Raw genomic sequence first — 16,150 nt, forward strand, 5'->3', positions numbered from 1 at the left:
TCTGGTAACGTTGAGTCACATATTACGCACTTACCAATACTTTGCCCTTTTAATAGGTTTGCTCGCAATAGAGTTTGTTCAGCACGCCTTTTACTGCTTGAGTCTATATCGAGTTCAATCGCCTCAAAGGTTTTTTCAAGTTCTTCTAGAAGAGTATGGCGATCAGTTATATTGATATTTTTACTAATGATTAATGAAGCCGCTACTTTTAAACTTGGATTCGACATGCGGGCACCATAACCTACTTCAACCAAAGCTTGCAGCTGTTCTACGGTTTCGACTCTGACATAGTCCACTTCGTAGCGAGAGTGTGACGCTACGTACATACCATCTTTGTGCTTATGTGGATAAAGTGACTTATCCGCATTATTTTTGCTTCTAGCACTTACGAAAGCTTCTAACGCCATATCTAATATATTCCTCTTTCATGATGTCTAACGTTTTGCTAAGTGGCAGTAAAATAACTGGCGAGTATGCTGGCGTTGTTTTGCGCCTTTTTATTTTTAAAAAACGATGTTAACCATTATGCGTCCGGTTAATTAATTTTTTACGCATTCTTTATTTTACTCCACTCATCTTCATGTACTAGAAGACAGCTCTTAACCTGACTTTTTTTCTTTCTTTGTTGTGTTACACCTAGCTGTTTATTAGTACCTTTGGCCAGTAATGCCTCCGCTTTTGACATAACAAAAAACCTTGTCATTCCTTGGTCTTCAAAAATCACAACAACAAGAAAGTCATAGTTTTTATCAATACGGGAAATTGCATTGTTTGTCGCTTTATTGTGAAGTTCGGTAGATTTAACTTGAATTCTGATTACTTTATTATCGCTTAATATAGCCGTGAGATCGAAATCGGGCTGATTAATGTTAATTGCTTGGTAGACCTCTATATCCAACTCCAAGAGGTTTGCTAATACTCTGTATTCACCATACTTTCCAATTGACTTCATAGATGGGTACTCTTACTCAGAGTGGCTTAGTGCGATTACATTAAGCCGTTGAGGGCATTACGGCATAGAGCTTAAACTACAATAGATGCTGTTCGCATTACAGATAATATGCCAGGATTGAGATTAACTTCTCGCTAACAAACAACTGTACCTAGTATAAGTACCGCAACTTGTTAACTATATTTTCAAAGGGTGCCAACCATTTTTTTGGCATTACTTAATGTGGTAAGTAACAGATTGGCCCCCCAAAGCAACACCAAGAAGTAAGCAGTCCAAAATGACAAAGCAATGTAAACAGTCGTAATACTTTGTACATCCTTTACAGTGAAAAGCCATACTGCTGATATGAAAGCTAACAAGCAAAAGCTAATACCTAAAATTTTTGATCGTTCAACAATACGTTTTTTGCGTGTAGATACTATCTCCTTCAGTACGAACTCGCCTTTATCAAGGTCAATATTGCAATAACGACCTGATACTTTGCCGTATTTTTCGAGTTTCAAAAAAGCCCGAGGTTCTGTGATAAACCAACGTATTTCGTCAATACTTAAATCAGCTCTAGTAATACCACTTAAAATTATCAATATTTCTGAGTAATTAGCTTCTAAATTTTCTGATAGTTGTTTTACTTGTATGTAGCGGCCATGGAGCTCCTTGGCTTTTTCACCTTTAAAGTTTTTAATTTTGTCATATGTGACAAGCAAAGCGGCTATATTCATCATTGCAGCGATGAAAACACCAGCTTTCAGTAAGATATCAGCAATAGCCATAAACATTCCTTAATGGTTGGCACTTTTTAAACGGAAATCAGTATAAAGTGAACATTCTTCTAGAAAACAGTACCAAATTCTCTAGTAATTACAAATGAATATTGAAAAGTTTCCCTTTCTACGAAATATCTGCATCAGCAGGCGTTGGTTTATTAGCTGAAGTTGAAGAACGCCCGAAAACAATCAGTTTTGAACCTCACTGGTTACGTAATGAAATCGGCGTATACCCGAATAATGTTTTTTTGATGTTGGTAGACGGCGACAGTATGCAGCCGACATTAAAGAACGGCTCTATGATCATGGTTAATCGTGATGTGGATAATTTATCTGATGGGGTTTATGTCATGCGTCATGACAATAACTTGTTAGTGAAGCGACTACAGATGTTACCAGGCGGCATTATTCGCGTTAAGTCAGACAATACGATGTATGACCCTTGGGAGATCACAAAGTCACAGTTAGATGGTGAAGAGCTGGCATTGATTGGACGTGTGGTTTGGACTGGGCAGAAAATGTGATTTGTGGAGGGAACTGACTAATTTAGACTGTTCCCTCCTTAATGTTAGATAACGATGAGTTTAAACTTTATTCTTAACTATATTTAGCCAATTACATCCTATGATAACGTCCTCAATTTGTAGCAATTAAATTGCTTTCCCACAACTCAGAGAATTCAGTACTATTAACTTCAACTACTTTATATAAAGAGAAAATGAACATATTCGTATCATCAAAATTAATAATAGTGTTTCCTAGTTCAGGTAAATTATCAGCATCTTCATTTTTAGAAACTACGACCCAATCATTCAATGTTTCAACAGTAATTCCATTAGACTCGATAAACTTAACCGTGCTGTCTGCCAATTTACTAAAATCTTTCTTTTTAATATAAATCCATGCTGAAAATAGTTGATTAGTATCAACTCCATCTGTGTATCCAAAATACAGGCTATCTCTGTTAAATAATAAGGAATTAATGGCACGTTCTATTGTGGTACCTGTTTTATCTGAATTTGGAAAACACGAGTAAGCGATATCATTTTTAATTTGATTAAATCCCACGCTATATATAAAACCTCTTTTTTGCCTTGGAAAAGTGAAATCAACAAAAATATACTTTGATTCATTACCATGCTCCTTACCAGCAAAAGGATACACTTTTTCCTCTGTAAAAATAAAAGGGAAAAATGACATATTCTGTTTTGAATTTAGAGCAACACTAACTAAATTAGAAATGAATTTTTCACTATAATCATGATTAGATGCTGAAGAGATACATCGTTCAATGTACGTCTTTTTGACAGAATAAGTTAGCTTTTCTATTTCATAAAAGTTATCAGTAACAAGACCATCTCTTGTTAAATTTAAAGGAAACCTCCCATCATTATCGAAGATACATATTTCAATATTATTTAATAAAATATCACCAAAGCTAGTATTAATTTCAATTTTAGGAGGCTTCATTTTCTGTAAAATGATACCATTACAATAAATATTGTTTACATTTAGTTCTGACCTATCGTAATGCCTCCAATAAAAACTGTTTAAGTCGCTATCGCTGATATTAATCCAGTCTGCTAATAGCTTGTTTTTCTCTATGCTATAGCTTTTTTTAATAGACTTACAAGTTTCATCTTTTTTAACAAAGACGTTAACCTTAGGACTATCAAGATAGTACCACCAAGAACTTAACCCATGTCTGTAATACTGAGAACCTCGATAAGAAGAGTTAATATTTAGACTGTCATGTATAATCTTCAATCTTTTATGATCAGTATGAATCTTTATATTAGTGCCGATTTCTCTTTTCTTCTCAACCCTTAACTCAATTTCATTCGAATCCAGCGTATATCTAAAGTGTATTCCGCGTGAATCACCACTCATAGACTTGGTGTGTATTTCTATTTCATCGCCAATTAAGAACCCTGCGAGCATCCCGATTCCAAATTTTCCTGTTCTAGGGACCCTAGTTGTACCATCCTCCGAAAAAGTTGATCTCCATTGTTCAGACGTACGATATGATGAACCTATTTTTAAAAAATAATTTTTAATTATAGCTACATCCATCCCCACTCCATTATCTGTTAACTCAAATATATTTTTATCAAAATCAATATTTATAGTGATTTCATGCGGTATATTTAGCTCATTAACATTGCCTTCAATTTCCTGACTATACCTTTCATTGGTAGCATCAAGTGAATTTTGCAAAAGTTCTCTTACCCCTACCTGAGGTAGATCTCCATATAATGGTTTAATTAGCAAAGGAAATAATTTTTGATTATCGGCTTTAACGGACAATACTTCAGGGTGATACATTTTATGGTTAGTTTCTACATACTTAATAGGGTTATCAATATTAGATTTAACCCTTCTATAAGTTAATTTAAGTTTATCTAACGGGGCATAACGACTATACACTTCCCCTGTTACAGCCCAATATTCATCTAACTCTTGTTGAAGACCGGTCAGTAAATGCTTAATACCTACAAGTGTTTTGGCATCTTCAGGATACGCTTCAATAAACAATAATTCATCGTCTGGATGAAAATCATGTGTAGAAATTATTGATAGATGTTTTTTCCATTCTTTATTTGATATAGGACTACAGAAAGCAATTGTATTGAATAATATTTTTGGTGTTCTGTCAGACTTCAATTGTAAGTAATCAGCGACCCTAAGTACTCCCATAAGAAAGGTTGGATGTGTATTCCTATGTTTTCGCGCTCTCCCATCACCTAATAAATCAACAATATCTCTAAGTTTATGATTATGACTTCTAGCAATCAACCCTGACAATTGATTCAAGTATTTAAAATTGCTATCAAATATGTCAACTGCACCTTTACTGCTTGGTATTCCATGTGTTGATATAACTTGAGCAATACATGCGTGATATCTTCGAACAAAGTCCCCTATTAATATTTTTTGATTATCTTCTAGCGAATTGCTACCAATTTCCGGTAAAACAACCTCTCTATAGCCTCCAAAGAACTTGTGATAATCATATTCATCGAACCTAGCGACTTCGTTACAAAAATCACTCCAACGAGAAGACCATTCATTTTCACGATCAAAGCCTAATAATACGCCATTATATAAGTCGTTACTTATTAAATCCCATAACCCTTCTTTAGAAATATGCATAGCACAATCATGTAGTAACACAGATGAGGTTAAAACATAGATATCTTCAGGCGTTAAAATATCCCAAGCATCATCCGAAATAATTTCTTCAGCCGTATTAAGTACACTTTGGATATGATCAATACCATGATCGGTATACTCTGGAAAAAACTCAGTTTTATTATTGGTTAGCCAATCTGAAAAAGTATCAACAAGAGTGTCCAGCGCACCAGATAAGTTTGTTTTAGTATTTATTTTTTTTCTAAATTTTTCGGGAAGAAATAGTTTCATAAAATTTCAATTAGTTTAAGAAGATTTTATCACAATATATCAAATTACACATAATTTCAATAACTTACAGCCTTAGTTGAAGTTTTCAAGTCATACTTTCAATGTTTTAAATTCACTGTTGTCAGATATGTGCAATGAAGTATTACACCTTCCCCGTGGCGATATTTTCATAGCAAAATCAATTGATTACTGTATTGTTACGCAATTATATAATTAAAATGAATTGGGAATAATAACTGATGTTCAACGATGAAACGAAAAATCAGATAACAAAAGAACTTGTCATAGAGAGATTTAAGTTCATTCAAGAAAAACAAAAATACTTAGATTCAGTGTTACATACAAATATGACTTTCATTGTAAAGCTGTTAGTTGCTTTATTCGGTTTAGTTATTACGGGTATTTCTTTATATAAAAATAAACCTGAGCTTATGTCAGAAGACAGTTTAATGACAATACTCCAATTATCATCCCTATTATGTTGCTTTATATGCGGTATTTTTTTATTAATGTCTTTTTCCAATATAGTGTCTTGGTTTGGATATCGAAATGATGAGGTTAAATTACTCGATTCTATTGGAGGATCTTTTAGACGAGATAAACCTAAAAAAAGAAATTTTTTAACTTGGCAAGAAACTTGGTTTATATTGGCATTACTTATAATCACCATCTCAAGTTTTACCGTTTGGATGAAAAGTGCAGTGGTTATATCCTATCTTTTAAAATAAAGTTTATTGTGTAGTTTTAGAATATTTTGGTCACCTAACTAGAGGTGTTATTATACACCTCTAGTTAGGTGACCACTTTATCAGTCCGAGTGTTTTGACTTGTTAGAGCCGCTATTGAGCAATGACTTCAAATTCATCACTCTCATTAAGATACCCCATAACAATACTTATTCTAGGGTCTAGTTGATCACTAATCATTTCTAACCTTTTAGACATTCTCTCTGGCATATCGTCATCTTGATAATCCCTTAATACAATTACGACCTCTCCATGAGTAAATTCACCGTAATTCAAAGCTTTTCCCACTCGTTGAGAAGCTCTATTAATCCTAATCTTAAGGAAACTAATTGACTTAGCAGTTATGGTCTTAACTTCAACAGCTATCGATTCAGTTTTTGTTTTAACGGTAAGATCAACAATGCCTTTGTTTTTCATCTCATTCAAAGTTGAAGGTTCTACTATAAACCCCTGCCTTACATAGTATTCGGCTACTGCTTTTTCTGCTAGATACCCATATGCAATTGGTGACTCAGAGTGGTAGGAGTGAATAATCGACTCTCTATCTTGCTCATCTAGATCAATTTCACTTAGTTTGTTAATTGCCACTCCTAGTATTTTTCCTATTTCGCTTGTTAGCCCTTTTATTTTTCCGAAATCCTCTTTAACAACAAACCTATTATGAGCAACCTTATTTCTTAGTTTATAAAGAATCTCCCATTTTTTCTCTAAACCTTGAGCATCTTCACCTAGTAGAGCTGAAAAATATTTCTCCCAATTAGACACTGGTATATATTTACGTATTTTTTCCTGATCTTCTGCAGAAAACTTTGTTTTAGATAGAATCCTATCAAGCTCATCTAAGCTAATGTCGCGTTTTTTCTGGAATAGTACTTGAGACAAATGTATGAAGTCTAGCTTATAAAGATCATTAAGATTTAGCTCTTCCTCTTCATAATTCTCTATCTTTTTAAAGAGATCAGGGTGGATTGACTCTTTTGACCAATTCATTCCAACATTAATTAGCATAAACTTACTAATAAGCTTACGCATTAAGTTCTCAACTTCATTAATTAGTGGGTAGGCTTGATACGCATAACTCCTGCCAACATCATCCCATAAAGTATTAACTATTGTAGATTCTGGATTAATTCTTTTGGAAATTTCCTTGATCTTACTCCCTAGTTCAGCAAACTCATCAATCAACTCATCTTTAGAGTTTTCTAATGCGATAAGAAAAAATCGTTCTTTATTTGAAGGTATATTCCCTGTCTCAACTCTGAACTTTACTGTGATTAAGACTTTAGAATTCAGTGATCTTTTATACGATAATTTTTGTCCATTGATTGAAATCAATGAGTCGACTTTCAAAAAATCAATAAAGGCCTTTTTACTATTACAGAATGAATCATCATTCTTTACCAGAACCAAATATTCTAACTTCACTACGATTTCCTTTATTTTTTATAATTTTAATAATTTTAATAGTAGGACATCTCAATTTTCCAAATTAAATTACCATTACAAAGAACAATTAAAAAATAAGATTCTACTATAAATCAATTATTACCTATTTCTGGAATATCGAGCAGTCCTGTAAATTAGTTTTTAGTCTTATAAAGTATATAAAAAAGGCTATATGACTGAGTATATTGATATTAATTTCAGCTACAAGATAACCAGACTGTTTTTTTGTCAAGTCGTGACAGCCTTTACCAAAATACCAATAACACTTTATAAAATGTGTTGATTCGCGACAAACAAACATTGATCACCTCCAGTTTACCCTCTATCATTCAACAGAAAACTGTATAAAACACCAGTAACCTTAGAGGTAACTCAATGTCTATTAAACAGATTACTAACGGCTATGAAGTCGATTGTCGCCCACAGGGTCGTTCCGGTAAGCGCTACAGAAAGAAGTTTAAGACCAAAGGTGAAGCGCAAAAATATGAGAGCTGGCTGCTATCAACTCAAAATCAAAAAGATTGGGTTGAGAAGTCTGCCGATAAACGTCCCCTACTCGAATTAATACACCTTTGGTAATCACTACCATGGGCAACAGCTAAAAACTGGCGCAGCAGAACGTAGGCACTTAATTATGATTGATAGAGACTTAGGCCACCCTCGAGCTGACCAAATATGACAGTAATTGTTCATGCAATATCAATAAGACAAGATGGCAAAAAGTATGGGGAAGTTAAAATAAGGTGTGTCTGAAATGGAATTTTTAAGTAAAGCCAACATATAAGCAATTACTAATTAGTACTTGTGAGTGCCATTATTACTATTCATTACACATAAAAAAACCCCATCAACAGGGAGTAAGCCTGTAATAACGGGGTAGTATTCGCGCCTTCAGGCGCTTTTATTAATCATTATAACTAATCAACATTAATCACTCGTACGATAGCTTGCCAATTCTGTACTTAAGCTAACACCTTGTAATTTCAACTGGTTTACACGTTGTAAATACGCGGCACCTTTAAGCATATGCAAGGCAACATCAACAGCGCCACGGCGAGTATAATCTTCAAGGTAAGAACCTTTCACCCAGCTGTTAAATGCACCTAGACTTGGGCCAGCCCAGATCTGATAATCCATTTCACGTCCCTTCTCACCGGTATTTGACCAGCGTGAAGAAAGACCAAGATACCAACGGAAGATCAGTGCCATTTTACGCTTAGGACTGCTTTTCGCACGTTCTAGCATTTCTGGATCACGCTCAGCGAAGAACGCGATCGTACCATCCCAGATCTCGTCAAGGTTTGAACGGAAGATCTGCTTTTCAATCTTCTCACGTTCTGCTGCAGGAATGTCTTCAATCGAATCATAAGTAATATACAAGTCATACAGTTTCTTCGCACGCATTGCGAACATAGAACCACGTTTTAATACCTGTAGTTTAACGCCCATTTCAAACATATCTGCCGCGGGTGCCATAGTCACATCGGCCATTTCAACGGTAGCTAATAGTTTACGGGTATATTCAGATGCACCAGCTTCGACACAGGCCTGATTAACCGAGCCCAGTACTATGTAAGCTGCGCCCATGTTAAATGCGGCGAGCGCCGCTTCCGGTGTTCCGATACCACCAGCAGCACCAACACGTAATGCAGGAGAGAAGTTATACTTAGCTTGCACTTCATCACGCAGGCCAATAATAGTCGGTAATAACGTTAAAAATGGTCGATTGTCAGTATGACCACCAGAATCCGCTTCTGCAGTAATATCATCAGCCATTGGCACTAACAATGCTAATACCGCTTGTTCTGGTGTGATCTTGCCTTGTGCTAATAACTTATCCAGTAATTTCTGCGGTGCAGGCTCCATAAAGCGACGACCAACTTCAGTACGCGATACTTTTGCAATAACCTTGTTGCCGATATTAACAGTGCCATCGCTGTTTTTTGATAAACCAGCAGCACGATACCAAACAATGTGCTCAGTTAAACCCAGGTAAGCCGAAGCCTCTACTGTTTTAACACCCAGTTTAAGAAAACGTTCAACCGCGCCACGCTCTAGTGCTTCTTCCGCTGGTGCGTGGATCAGGTTAACCGCATAAGGGCCATTTGGCAGTTCTGCTTGAATACGACGAATTGCATCTTCAACTGCATCAGGTACTAAACCTGCGGCACCGAAAGAACATAACAGTCCCGCTTTACCTAACGCGACAACAAGTTCAACCGACGCAATACCATTCGCCATTGCGCCGCCATGGTAGGCATATTTAACCCCATGTTGTTTTTTGTAAGCAGCATCGCCCAGATCTTCTGGTGTTAACTTCTGTGCAAATGCCAGTACATCAACGTCAACATTGTTACTGATAGCACCAGATACTGAAGTATGGTTAGTGATGCCCATAACACCCGAGTGATTAGCAACGTAAAGTGGCTTAGACAAATCCATTAAAGCGGCTTTAATTTCGACATCTTGCGTATGTACTGACGCCGGATCAACTTTCCAAGCCCAGTTAATTGCGTTGCTATTGTTAAAACCTAAACTCGACATACTTAATTCCTATTTTTGCAGCTGCTGAGTTCTTAACTTTACGCCTGAACTCAACAACTGAACTATTCCGTTTATTATCTTGTATCTTAAAAGTAACCTAGCCTGTGCTACATCGGCCGTATTGATTAAAGAATATCTATAAGCGTCTTTAACCAATTCGGCACTTATGCCTGCTACGCTTCAACAATACTTAAAACAATATTCTTCACTTCATAAATGCGCAGACCATCTTTAGACAGGTTAGCATCACCGACAATACGTATTTCGCCTGCTTCAGTAATGATCTCGGTAATATGTACATCCAGAGACATTTTCTTATTCAGCGGCGTAATTTGACCACGGTATTTCCAATCAACTTTCGTCATTGGTGCAATGAAACGAGGATTACTGAACTGTGCGCCTAAATCATTTTTCAACGCATAAGTTTGCATTAACTCGATGATAGCTTCAACACCTAATGAACCAGGCATAACCGGATCTTGGTGGAAGTGATAACGGAAGAACCAATCATCAGCATCAATAGTACGTTCACCATAAACATAAGCAACACCGGCTTTACCACCGCCTTCAACCACTGACACGGTATCGATGAAGTTCATCTGACCGCCAGCCAATTTATAATGCGGTTTATCCGCAGGTGCTTTATACAGAGCCAATGACTGATTAGTTAAATCAAACACATCAATATTGTCTGTCGGGGTATTGTTATCAACAAACCAAGCATTGGTGGTTTTACCGTTATCAATACCCAGTTGGTTAGTCAGCGACTCGCCACTGAAGTAACCAAATACCGCTTTACCAGTATAAAACAGCTCGCCATCCACTGACATATCAAAAGTGAAACTTTGAATAATCGCGCCACCAGCAATAGCCGTACTTACAAGTACCGATTTGTTCACAATCGTCTTGCCGCGTAAATCGATCTGTTTCAGTAACGTGCCGCTACCATCAAGGTTACGGAAGAACAGGTCTTTTTCTGGGTATTTAAGCGTCGTGCCCATGTAACCAGAAATGAAGCCATTTGGTTGCAGTGCAATTTCCATGATCAGTGAATATGGCATCCAGTTTTCATGGCTGTTTTTAGTGAAATACCAAGCGTCTTCCGGTACATAGTACTCAGCCACACAGCTTGACGGTTTTTTCAGATCAAGACGTTCGCCCTGCACTTCCACAACCTGAGTAACAACTTGTAGATCACCACAAGGCGTACGCGGTGGAATGCGACCTTCATAGACATCAAAATCAGGACCAAAACAGTTCGAAATGTTACCCGTTGCGAACTCAAACATATGCCAAGGCGTGAACGGTGCTTTATTAGGCACGCGATGGTGTCCTGCAACCGCTGGTGCTTCGAAATGCTGAATAGGTGTTACACCTTTAGCTTTCGGTGCTGACAAATCTGACTCTACGCGCATTAAAGGACGTTCAGGGTATTTGAATGGTTCAATACCACGTTCGTCTAAATCAGCTGCGTTAACGTTTGCAGCCACTGGTGCTGCCGGTGTTACAAGAGACGCTGAAGCAGGAGCTGTTAACGCTTTAAGTGCCACATTCTCAGGTAATGTCACCGGATAAGGTGAGTTCTCATCTTGTTCAGTGATCATCACGCAAAGATTTTTGAAATCTACCACTACTTTACCATCAAGCAAGATATCAATGTTCGCCTTCATGAACGGGTACGGTTCCATACCCATCGCAGTCACTTCCATACGATAAGTCAACGTGTTGCGCTGCGGTAATACCTGACCACGACAACGTACAGTTTGCGATTCGCCTGGCAGAGGTTGGAATCGTGCATTATTAACGTTGGTATGCATGCCCAATGACAACATAAAGAACATTGCCATCTGGCCACAGCCTTCTGACATCAAAGAACCCGCCATCACTTGATCACCTTTAAAGTGACAAGGGAAATACCAATGCTCAGGATCTAAGTCTTTCTGGCCTTCTAACAGCCCTAAGCCCCAATGACCACCGGTTGGATCTATTTTGGTAATACGCTCAATCATCAAGAACTTTTCTGATGAGAATTTCAACGACGGATTACGGCCACCAAGATCATATTGTGGACCGAAACAACCCGCCACGTCACCGTTAACCAGTTTCATCATGTCGCTATGATCGTATTGACCGCGGTTATGCTGCAATAGTGGGGTAAATGATGATTTAACGGCATCAGCAAATTCAGCTTTATCTTTGTCGTTATGGATCACACCTTTACCGTCAGAAAGTTCTTCATCAGTAAAGAAACCAGCACAACCATTACGCATGATAAGTACTTTCTTATCACCCACATAACAATCATAGTGGAAGAAGAATAATAGCTGCTCACCATTACGTGCATAAGAATCAATATGGATCTCATAACGCAGTGTTTCACCGCCGAAAGCCATCTCTTCAAGGAAAGTAAGTTCACAATCAAGTAAACGGTATACACGCTCACCTTTAGCTTGGAAATCGATACCGATATAAGAGATCAGCATCAAATCACACTGACCTGATTCCACGGCGACTGACCAAGGGATCTGACCATCAATAAGGAAGGGTGCATCAACCGGAATATCATATTCCGTACACATGTATGATTTTTTGTATTCGTTAATCTTAGCATCAAGCTCGGTAACGCGTGTTACTAACAAATAATCCGAGGTTGGCAAGCGTACGCGACGTGAATAACCATCAATGATGTTGTACTCAGCACCAAATACTTTACCAATATCACCTTCAGCGAACTCAACCAGGTCGGCTTGATCATAAATAACATTTTCTGGTTTGTTATAACGCTCAATCAACTGCAATGGTGGGTAGTTGTAACCAACAGGCCCTTTGATCTGGAAACCAGCTTGTGTAGCTTCAGCCTGTACCAGTGCTTCTACACTTGTCAGATTAGCAGCGACGACTGGCCTCTTTGCATTAACAGTGGCAACAGCAGTTGAAACCACTGTCAATGGTGAAGCCGTTTGTGCAACTGTATTTACAACCTGACCTTGAACTGGCGTTGTAGCCGAAAGTTTAGATTGCAGTTCAATAAGTTGAGAAATGTTTTTCTGTGCAGCTAAGCGGCTTTCTAAGAATGCCTGATGCGTTGCCGCTTGCTGATGAATTTCGTTACTAGCTTTACTTTTCACTGTCACTCCAACAACGCTCTGAGCCATTACTGGCTGCGCTGTATGATGTTGGGAAAGGATTGAGGATCCTGAGATCTCAGCTTCATTAATCGGATTAGGACGAATACCTTGTGGTATCAGATTATCCATAATTACCGGCTGGTTAACCTTCGTTAAGGTTTTACCCGCAAACTGCGCTTTAATCACATTCAACGATGAACTGGCACTATTCACAATGGCTTCGGCAATTAACTGACCACCAAGCTTGATCGTTTTAACCAGTTGCGGACGGCGTTTACCAATTGGCGCTGGCGCAGCTTGATGAACTTGTTCCGACGTCGACAAAATAAGATGTGCACAACTGTTATCACGACCAAGACCATTAATAGCAATATGTTGTACCGCTTTTTGTTGATCTTGACTACTTGGTTGATCTAACAGTAAGGCAGTTTTAATAATACTAGCAATACCAGATGCATTAAACGTATGACCGATATTGGATTTTACCGAGCTAATATTAACGTTTGGATATAATTGAGCAAACGCGGCTTTCTCAGCACTGTTTTCGGCACTAAAACCACTGGCGTGCGCTTCTACACTCGCCACATCTGCAGCACTGATACCTGCTAACGTTAAGGCTTTATCAGCAGCACTCGCAATGGCTTTTGCATCACTACCGGATGCAAAACTAACCGCATCAATGCTGGCGTAAACTTGTTGAGATGCAACTTGGGATACAGGTTTCACTACAATCGCAGCAGCGCCCTCACCCACCAGCCATTGCTGTTCATCGAGTAAATCATTGTTTACCGAAGCGTTTTCATTAACAGAACCAAAGTGTTGACGTAAGGTAATGTTTTCAATTGAGCCAGCCAAATCAACCGCAGCAATAATAACCGCGTCAACATCACTGGTTTGGAATAAGTTTTCAGCTAATTCAACACAACGATAAACCGAGTTTTCTTCAGCCGACACCGTAATAGCAGGACCAGAGAAATCCCATAACGCCGAAATACGTGACGCCATGATATTACCAATGAAACTGGTGTACTGATTTAACTGCGCGGCAGAGGCGAGACCATCTTTGGCAATATTAGTCAGTTCTTCACGTTGCTCAACCGTTAAGTTAATGCCTTGCTGTAATAAACTGTCTTCGATCTGAGTGGTTAAATTAACGCGACCACGATACTGGTGTAACTCCAGCTCCATGCCCATAGCAACTAATACGGCAACATTACTGCCTTCAACGAGTCCTGCATCTTTCGCCGCATTGTCGGCAACTTGCATCATCATTAATTGTTGTGGGATCAAGCAGTCTTTTTCATTTGGCGGCACTTTGAAACGTAAGAAATCGATATCTAGCTGTTCAACATAGCCACCCTTAGGCGCTTTTGTTAACTGCAACGACTGCATAACGTTAGCGTTACTTTCCATGCCTTTCCAGCGTTGCTCAGGTAACTCACGGAAGGTGTTTTGGTTATTATCTAATAAGGTTTTGAACTGCGCTAAGTTACTCGCACTACCAAAATGGCTGTCCATCCCAATAATAGCCAATGGCTCACGGGGTTTAGCAGCACTAAAGTTAGTTTCAAGCACTTGCGTTGGTTGTTGTAATACCAAATGCGCGTTACTGCCACCAAAACCAAAGACACTGACACCAGCTGTACGTGGGCCAGTCGTTTTAGGCCAAGGCACAGTACTCGTCGGCATCTGCTCGCCAGTAAAGTAACCATTTTTAGACTGCAGTGGTTCTTTCAAATTAATCGTGGCAGGAATAATGCCCTTACCTAGCGCTAACATGGCTTTGGTCATGCCCGGCATACCGGCTGCCGTTAACAAATGACCAAGGTTAGATTTAACCGAGCCCAACAGCGGTTTGTTGTTTACTCGACTAAAGAAGGTTTCCATCGAGCGTAATTCAACATTATCACCTTTCGGGGTACCGGTAGCGTGGCACTCGATATAATCAACGGCACTTGGATCCACGCCAGCATCGGCATAAGCGCGTTCATAAGCGAGTACCTGGCCCTTGGTATTTGGACTTAATACAAACTCACCTTTACCATCATTCGATAATGCGCCGCCTTTAATAATGGCGTAAATATTATCACCATCACGTACTGCATCACTGTGGCGTTTTAATACCATCATGCCCGCGCCTTCACCGGCAAATAAACCTTGTGAATTTTTATCAAACGGGGCGTGCAAGTTATTACCAGGATAAGCTTGGAAAATCGAGAAGCCCATATTCACAAACATAGGATCTGCTGCTGATACTGCGCCGGCTAACATCATGTCAGCTTTGCCGGTATGCAGATAATCACAGGCTAATTTAACGCTATAACAAGATGACGCACAAGCCGCATCCAGTGCAAAGTGTGACCCACCTAGACCCGCAGCTTTGGCGATCAAAGACGCTGGATAACCCGCGACTAAGGCATTATCGGCATGTGTTTTTTTAGCAGCCGTGTAATGCGTTAATTGAAAATCTGGATGTAATACTGACTTTAACGCATTATCAACAACTTGATGATATAACGGCATAAACAGCTGATTCGATGACTTGGTCGGGAATGACAGATTGCCTAAAATAACCCCGCAATTTGCCAGCGCATCACTACCCCAGTAACCTGCATCTGCAAGCGCTTGTTTAGTAACATAAAGCCCCCACTGATTTAGATCGTCTAATCCCGTTAAATAGCTACTATCGAGTTGATAACCAGAAGCATCAAAATTGAAATCACTGATGTAACCACCGTGGATACAGTAAAACTTATCTGTATCGCCCTTGTTACCGGTGTATTTAGCAGGGTCAACGCCCATTTGAACGGCTGTCGCTTTACTGCGGCAATCTTGTTGTTCAAGCAATTGCTGCCAAAATTGATCCGGAGCTTTTGAGCCCGGAAACAAATTAGCAATACCTACTACTGCAATATTTTCCATAATTACTCTCTTTAAATCCATATTTCGACTGACGGAGAACGCCCCGTCTGGACTGTCTATCTTGTTTAATTGTCTTGTTTAATTATCTGCCCGCATTCGCAAGGCTGCCTGCTTTAACCAGGATTGACCCGTTAAACAGACTATCTAAATTCAAATTCACGCCATGGCTAACTAATTTAGCAATCGCGCGAATATAAGTAAGTTCGTCACTGGTGCCTTTGGCAT

10 protein-coding genes are annotated in these 16,150 nt (G+C 38.8%); 3 read left to right on the forward strand and 7 right to left on the reverse strand.

Going from position 1 to position 16,150, the window contains the following annotated elements; translation table 11 throughout:
* The 3 genes from PE36_RS22145 to PE36_RS22155 form a co-directional block, all read right to left on the reverse strand.
* Positions 1-407: hypothetical protein (locus tag PE36_RS22145; protein WP_006034349.1), on the reverse strand; the 407-nt coding region annotated here is incomplete at its 3' end.
* A 140-nt stretch (positions 408-547) separates the two neighbouring features.
* Positions 548-952 carry a hypothetical protein gene (locus PE36_RS22150; protein ID WP_006034350.1) on the reverse strand — a complete coding sequence of 135 codons (405 nt, stop codon included), beginning with the start codon at positions 950-952 and terminating at the stop codon, positions 548-550.
* Positions 953-1,137: 185 nt separating this feature from the next.
* Entirely contained in the window at positions 1,138-1,722 is a 585-nt protein-coding gene (locus PE36_RS22155; protein WP_157517834.1) for a hypothetical protein, read from the reverse strand.
* A gap of 101 nt (positions 1,723-1,823) precedes the next feature.
* Between PE36_RS22155 and PE36_RS22160 the strand changes: the two genes are divergently transcribed.
* Entirely contained in the window at positions 1,824-2,240 is a 417-nt protein-coding gene (locus PE36_RS22160; protein ID WP_006034352.1) for a helix-turn-helix transcriptional regulator, read from the forward strand.
* A gap of 112 nt (positions 2,241-2,352) precedes the next feature.
* Here the strand turns inward: PE36_RS22160 and PE36_RS22165 are convergent, their stop codons facing one another.
* Positions 2,353-5,139 carry an ATP-binding protein gene (locus PE36_RS22165; RefSeq protein ID WP_006034353.1) on the reverse strand — a complete coding sequence of 929 codons (2,787 nt, stop codon included), beginning with the start codon at positions 5,137-5,139 and terminating at the stop codon, positions 2,353-2,355.
* Positions 5,140-5,378: 239 nt separating this feature from the next.
* On the opposite strand from PE36_RS22165, the gene PE36_RS22170 reads away from it, so the two are divergent.
* On the forward strand, positions 5,379-5,867 hold the full coding sequence (locus PE36_RS22170) for a hypothetical protein (RefSeq protein ID WP_006034354.1): 489 nt from the start codon (positions 5,379-5,381) through the stop codon (positions 5,865-5,867).
* Positions 5,868-5,978: 111 nt separating this feature from the next.
* Here PE36_RS22170 and PE36_RS22175 read toward each other — a convergent pair whose 3' ends face one another.
* The gene (locus PE36_RS22175; protein WP_006034355.1) at positions 5,979-7,310 is read right to left on the reverse strand and encodes a HEPN domain-containing protein; all 1,332 of its coding nucleotides are present in this window, start codon (positions 7,308-7,310) and stop codon (positions 5,979-5,981) included.
* A 396-nt stretch (positions 7,311-7,706) separates the two neighbouring features.
* Between PE36_RS22175 and PE36_RS24230 the strand changes: the two genes are divergently transcribed.
* Entirely contained in the window at positions 7,707-7,910 is a 204-nt protein-coding gene (locus PE36_RS24230) for a phage integrase (RefSeq protein WP_006034356.1), read from the forward strand.
* A gap of 348 nt (positions 7,911-8,258) precedes the next feature.
* On the opposite strand, the gene PE36_RS22185 is transcribed toward PE36_RS24230, so the two are convergent.
* Together PE36_RS22185 and PE36_RS22190 are read right to left on the reverse strand one after the other, a co-directional pair.
* Entirely contained in the window at positions 8,259-9,875 is a 1,617-nt protein-coding gene (locus PE36_RS22185; protein WP_006034357.1) for a PfaD family polyunsaturated fatty acid/polyketide biosynthesis protein, read from the reverse strand.
* A gap of 173 nt (positions 9,876-10,048) precedes the next feature.
* A complete protein-coding gene (locus tag PE36_RS22190) occupies positions 10,049-15,925 on the reverse strand; it encodes a beta-ketoacyl synthase N-terminal-like domain-containing protein (protein ID WP_006034358.1) in 5,877 nt (1,958 codons plus the stop codon).
* Between the last annotated feature and the right edge of the window lie 225 nt (positions 15,926-16,150).

This window comes from Moritella sp. PE36, from assembly GCF_000170855.1.
Lineage (GTDB): Bacteria > Pseudomonadota > Gammaproteobacteria > Enterobacterales > Moritellaceae > Moritella.

Bases quoted from the DNA above. Each gene is read 5' to 3' on its own strand.
- PE36_RS22150 (WP_006034350.1), bottom strand. From the start codon at position 952: ATGAAGTCAATTGGAAAGTATGGTGAATACAGAGTATTAGCAAACCTC.
- PE36_RS22155 (WP_157517834.1), bottom strand. From the start codon at position 1,722: ATGGCTATTGCTGATATCTTACTGAAAGCTGGTGTTTTCATCGCTGCA.
- PE36_RS22165 (WP_006034353.1), bottom strand. From the start codon at position 5,139: ATGAAACTATTTCTTCCCGAAAAATTTAGAAAAAAAATAAATACTAAA.
- PE36_RS22170 (WP_006034354.1), top strand. From the start codon at position 5,379: ATGTTCAACGATGAAACGAAAAATCAGATAACAAAAGAACTTGTCATA.
- PE36_RS24230 (WP_006034356.1), top strand. From the start codon at position 7,707: ATGTCTATTAAACAGATTACTAACGGCTATGAAGTCGATTGTCGCCCA.
- PE36_RS22185 (WP_006034357.1), bottom strand. From the start codon at position 9,875: ATGTCGAGTTTAGGTTTTAACAATAGCAACGCAATTAACTGGGCTTGG.
- PE36_RS22190 (WP_006034358.1), bottom strand. From the start codon at position 15,925: ATGGAAAATATTGCAGTAGTAGGTATTGCTAATTTGTTTCCGGGCTCA.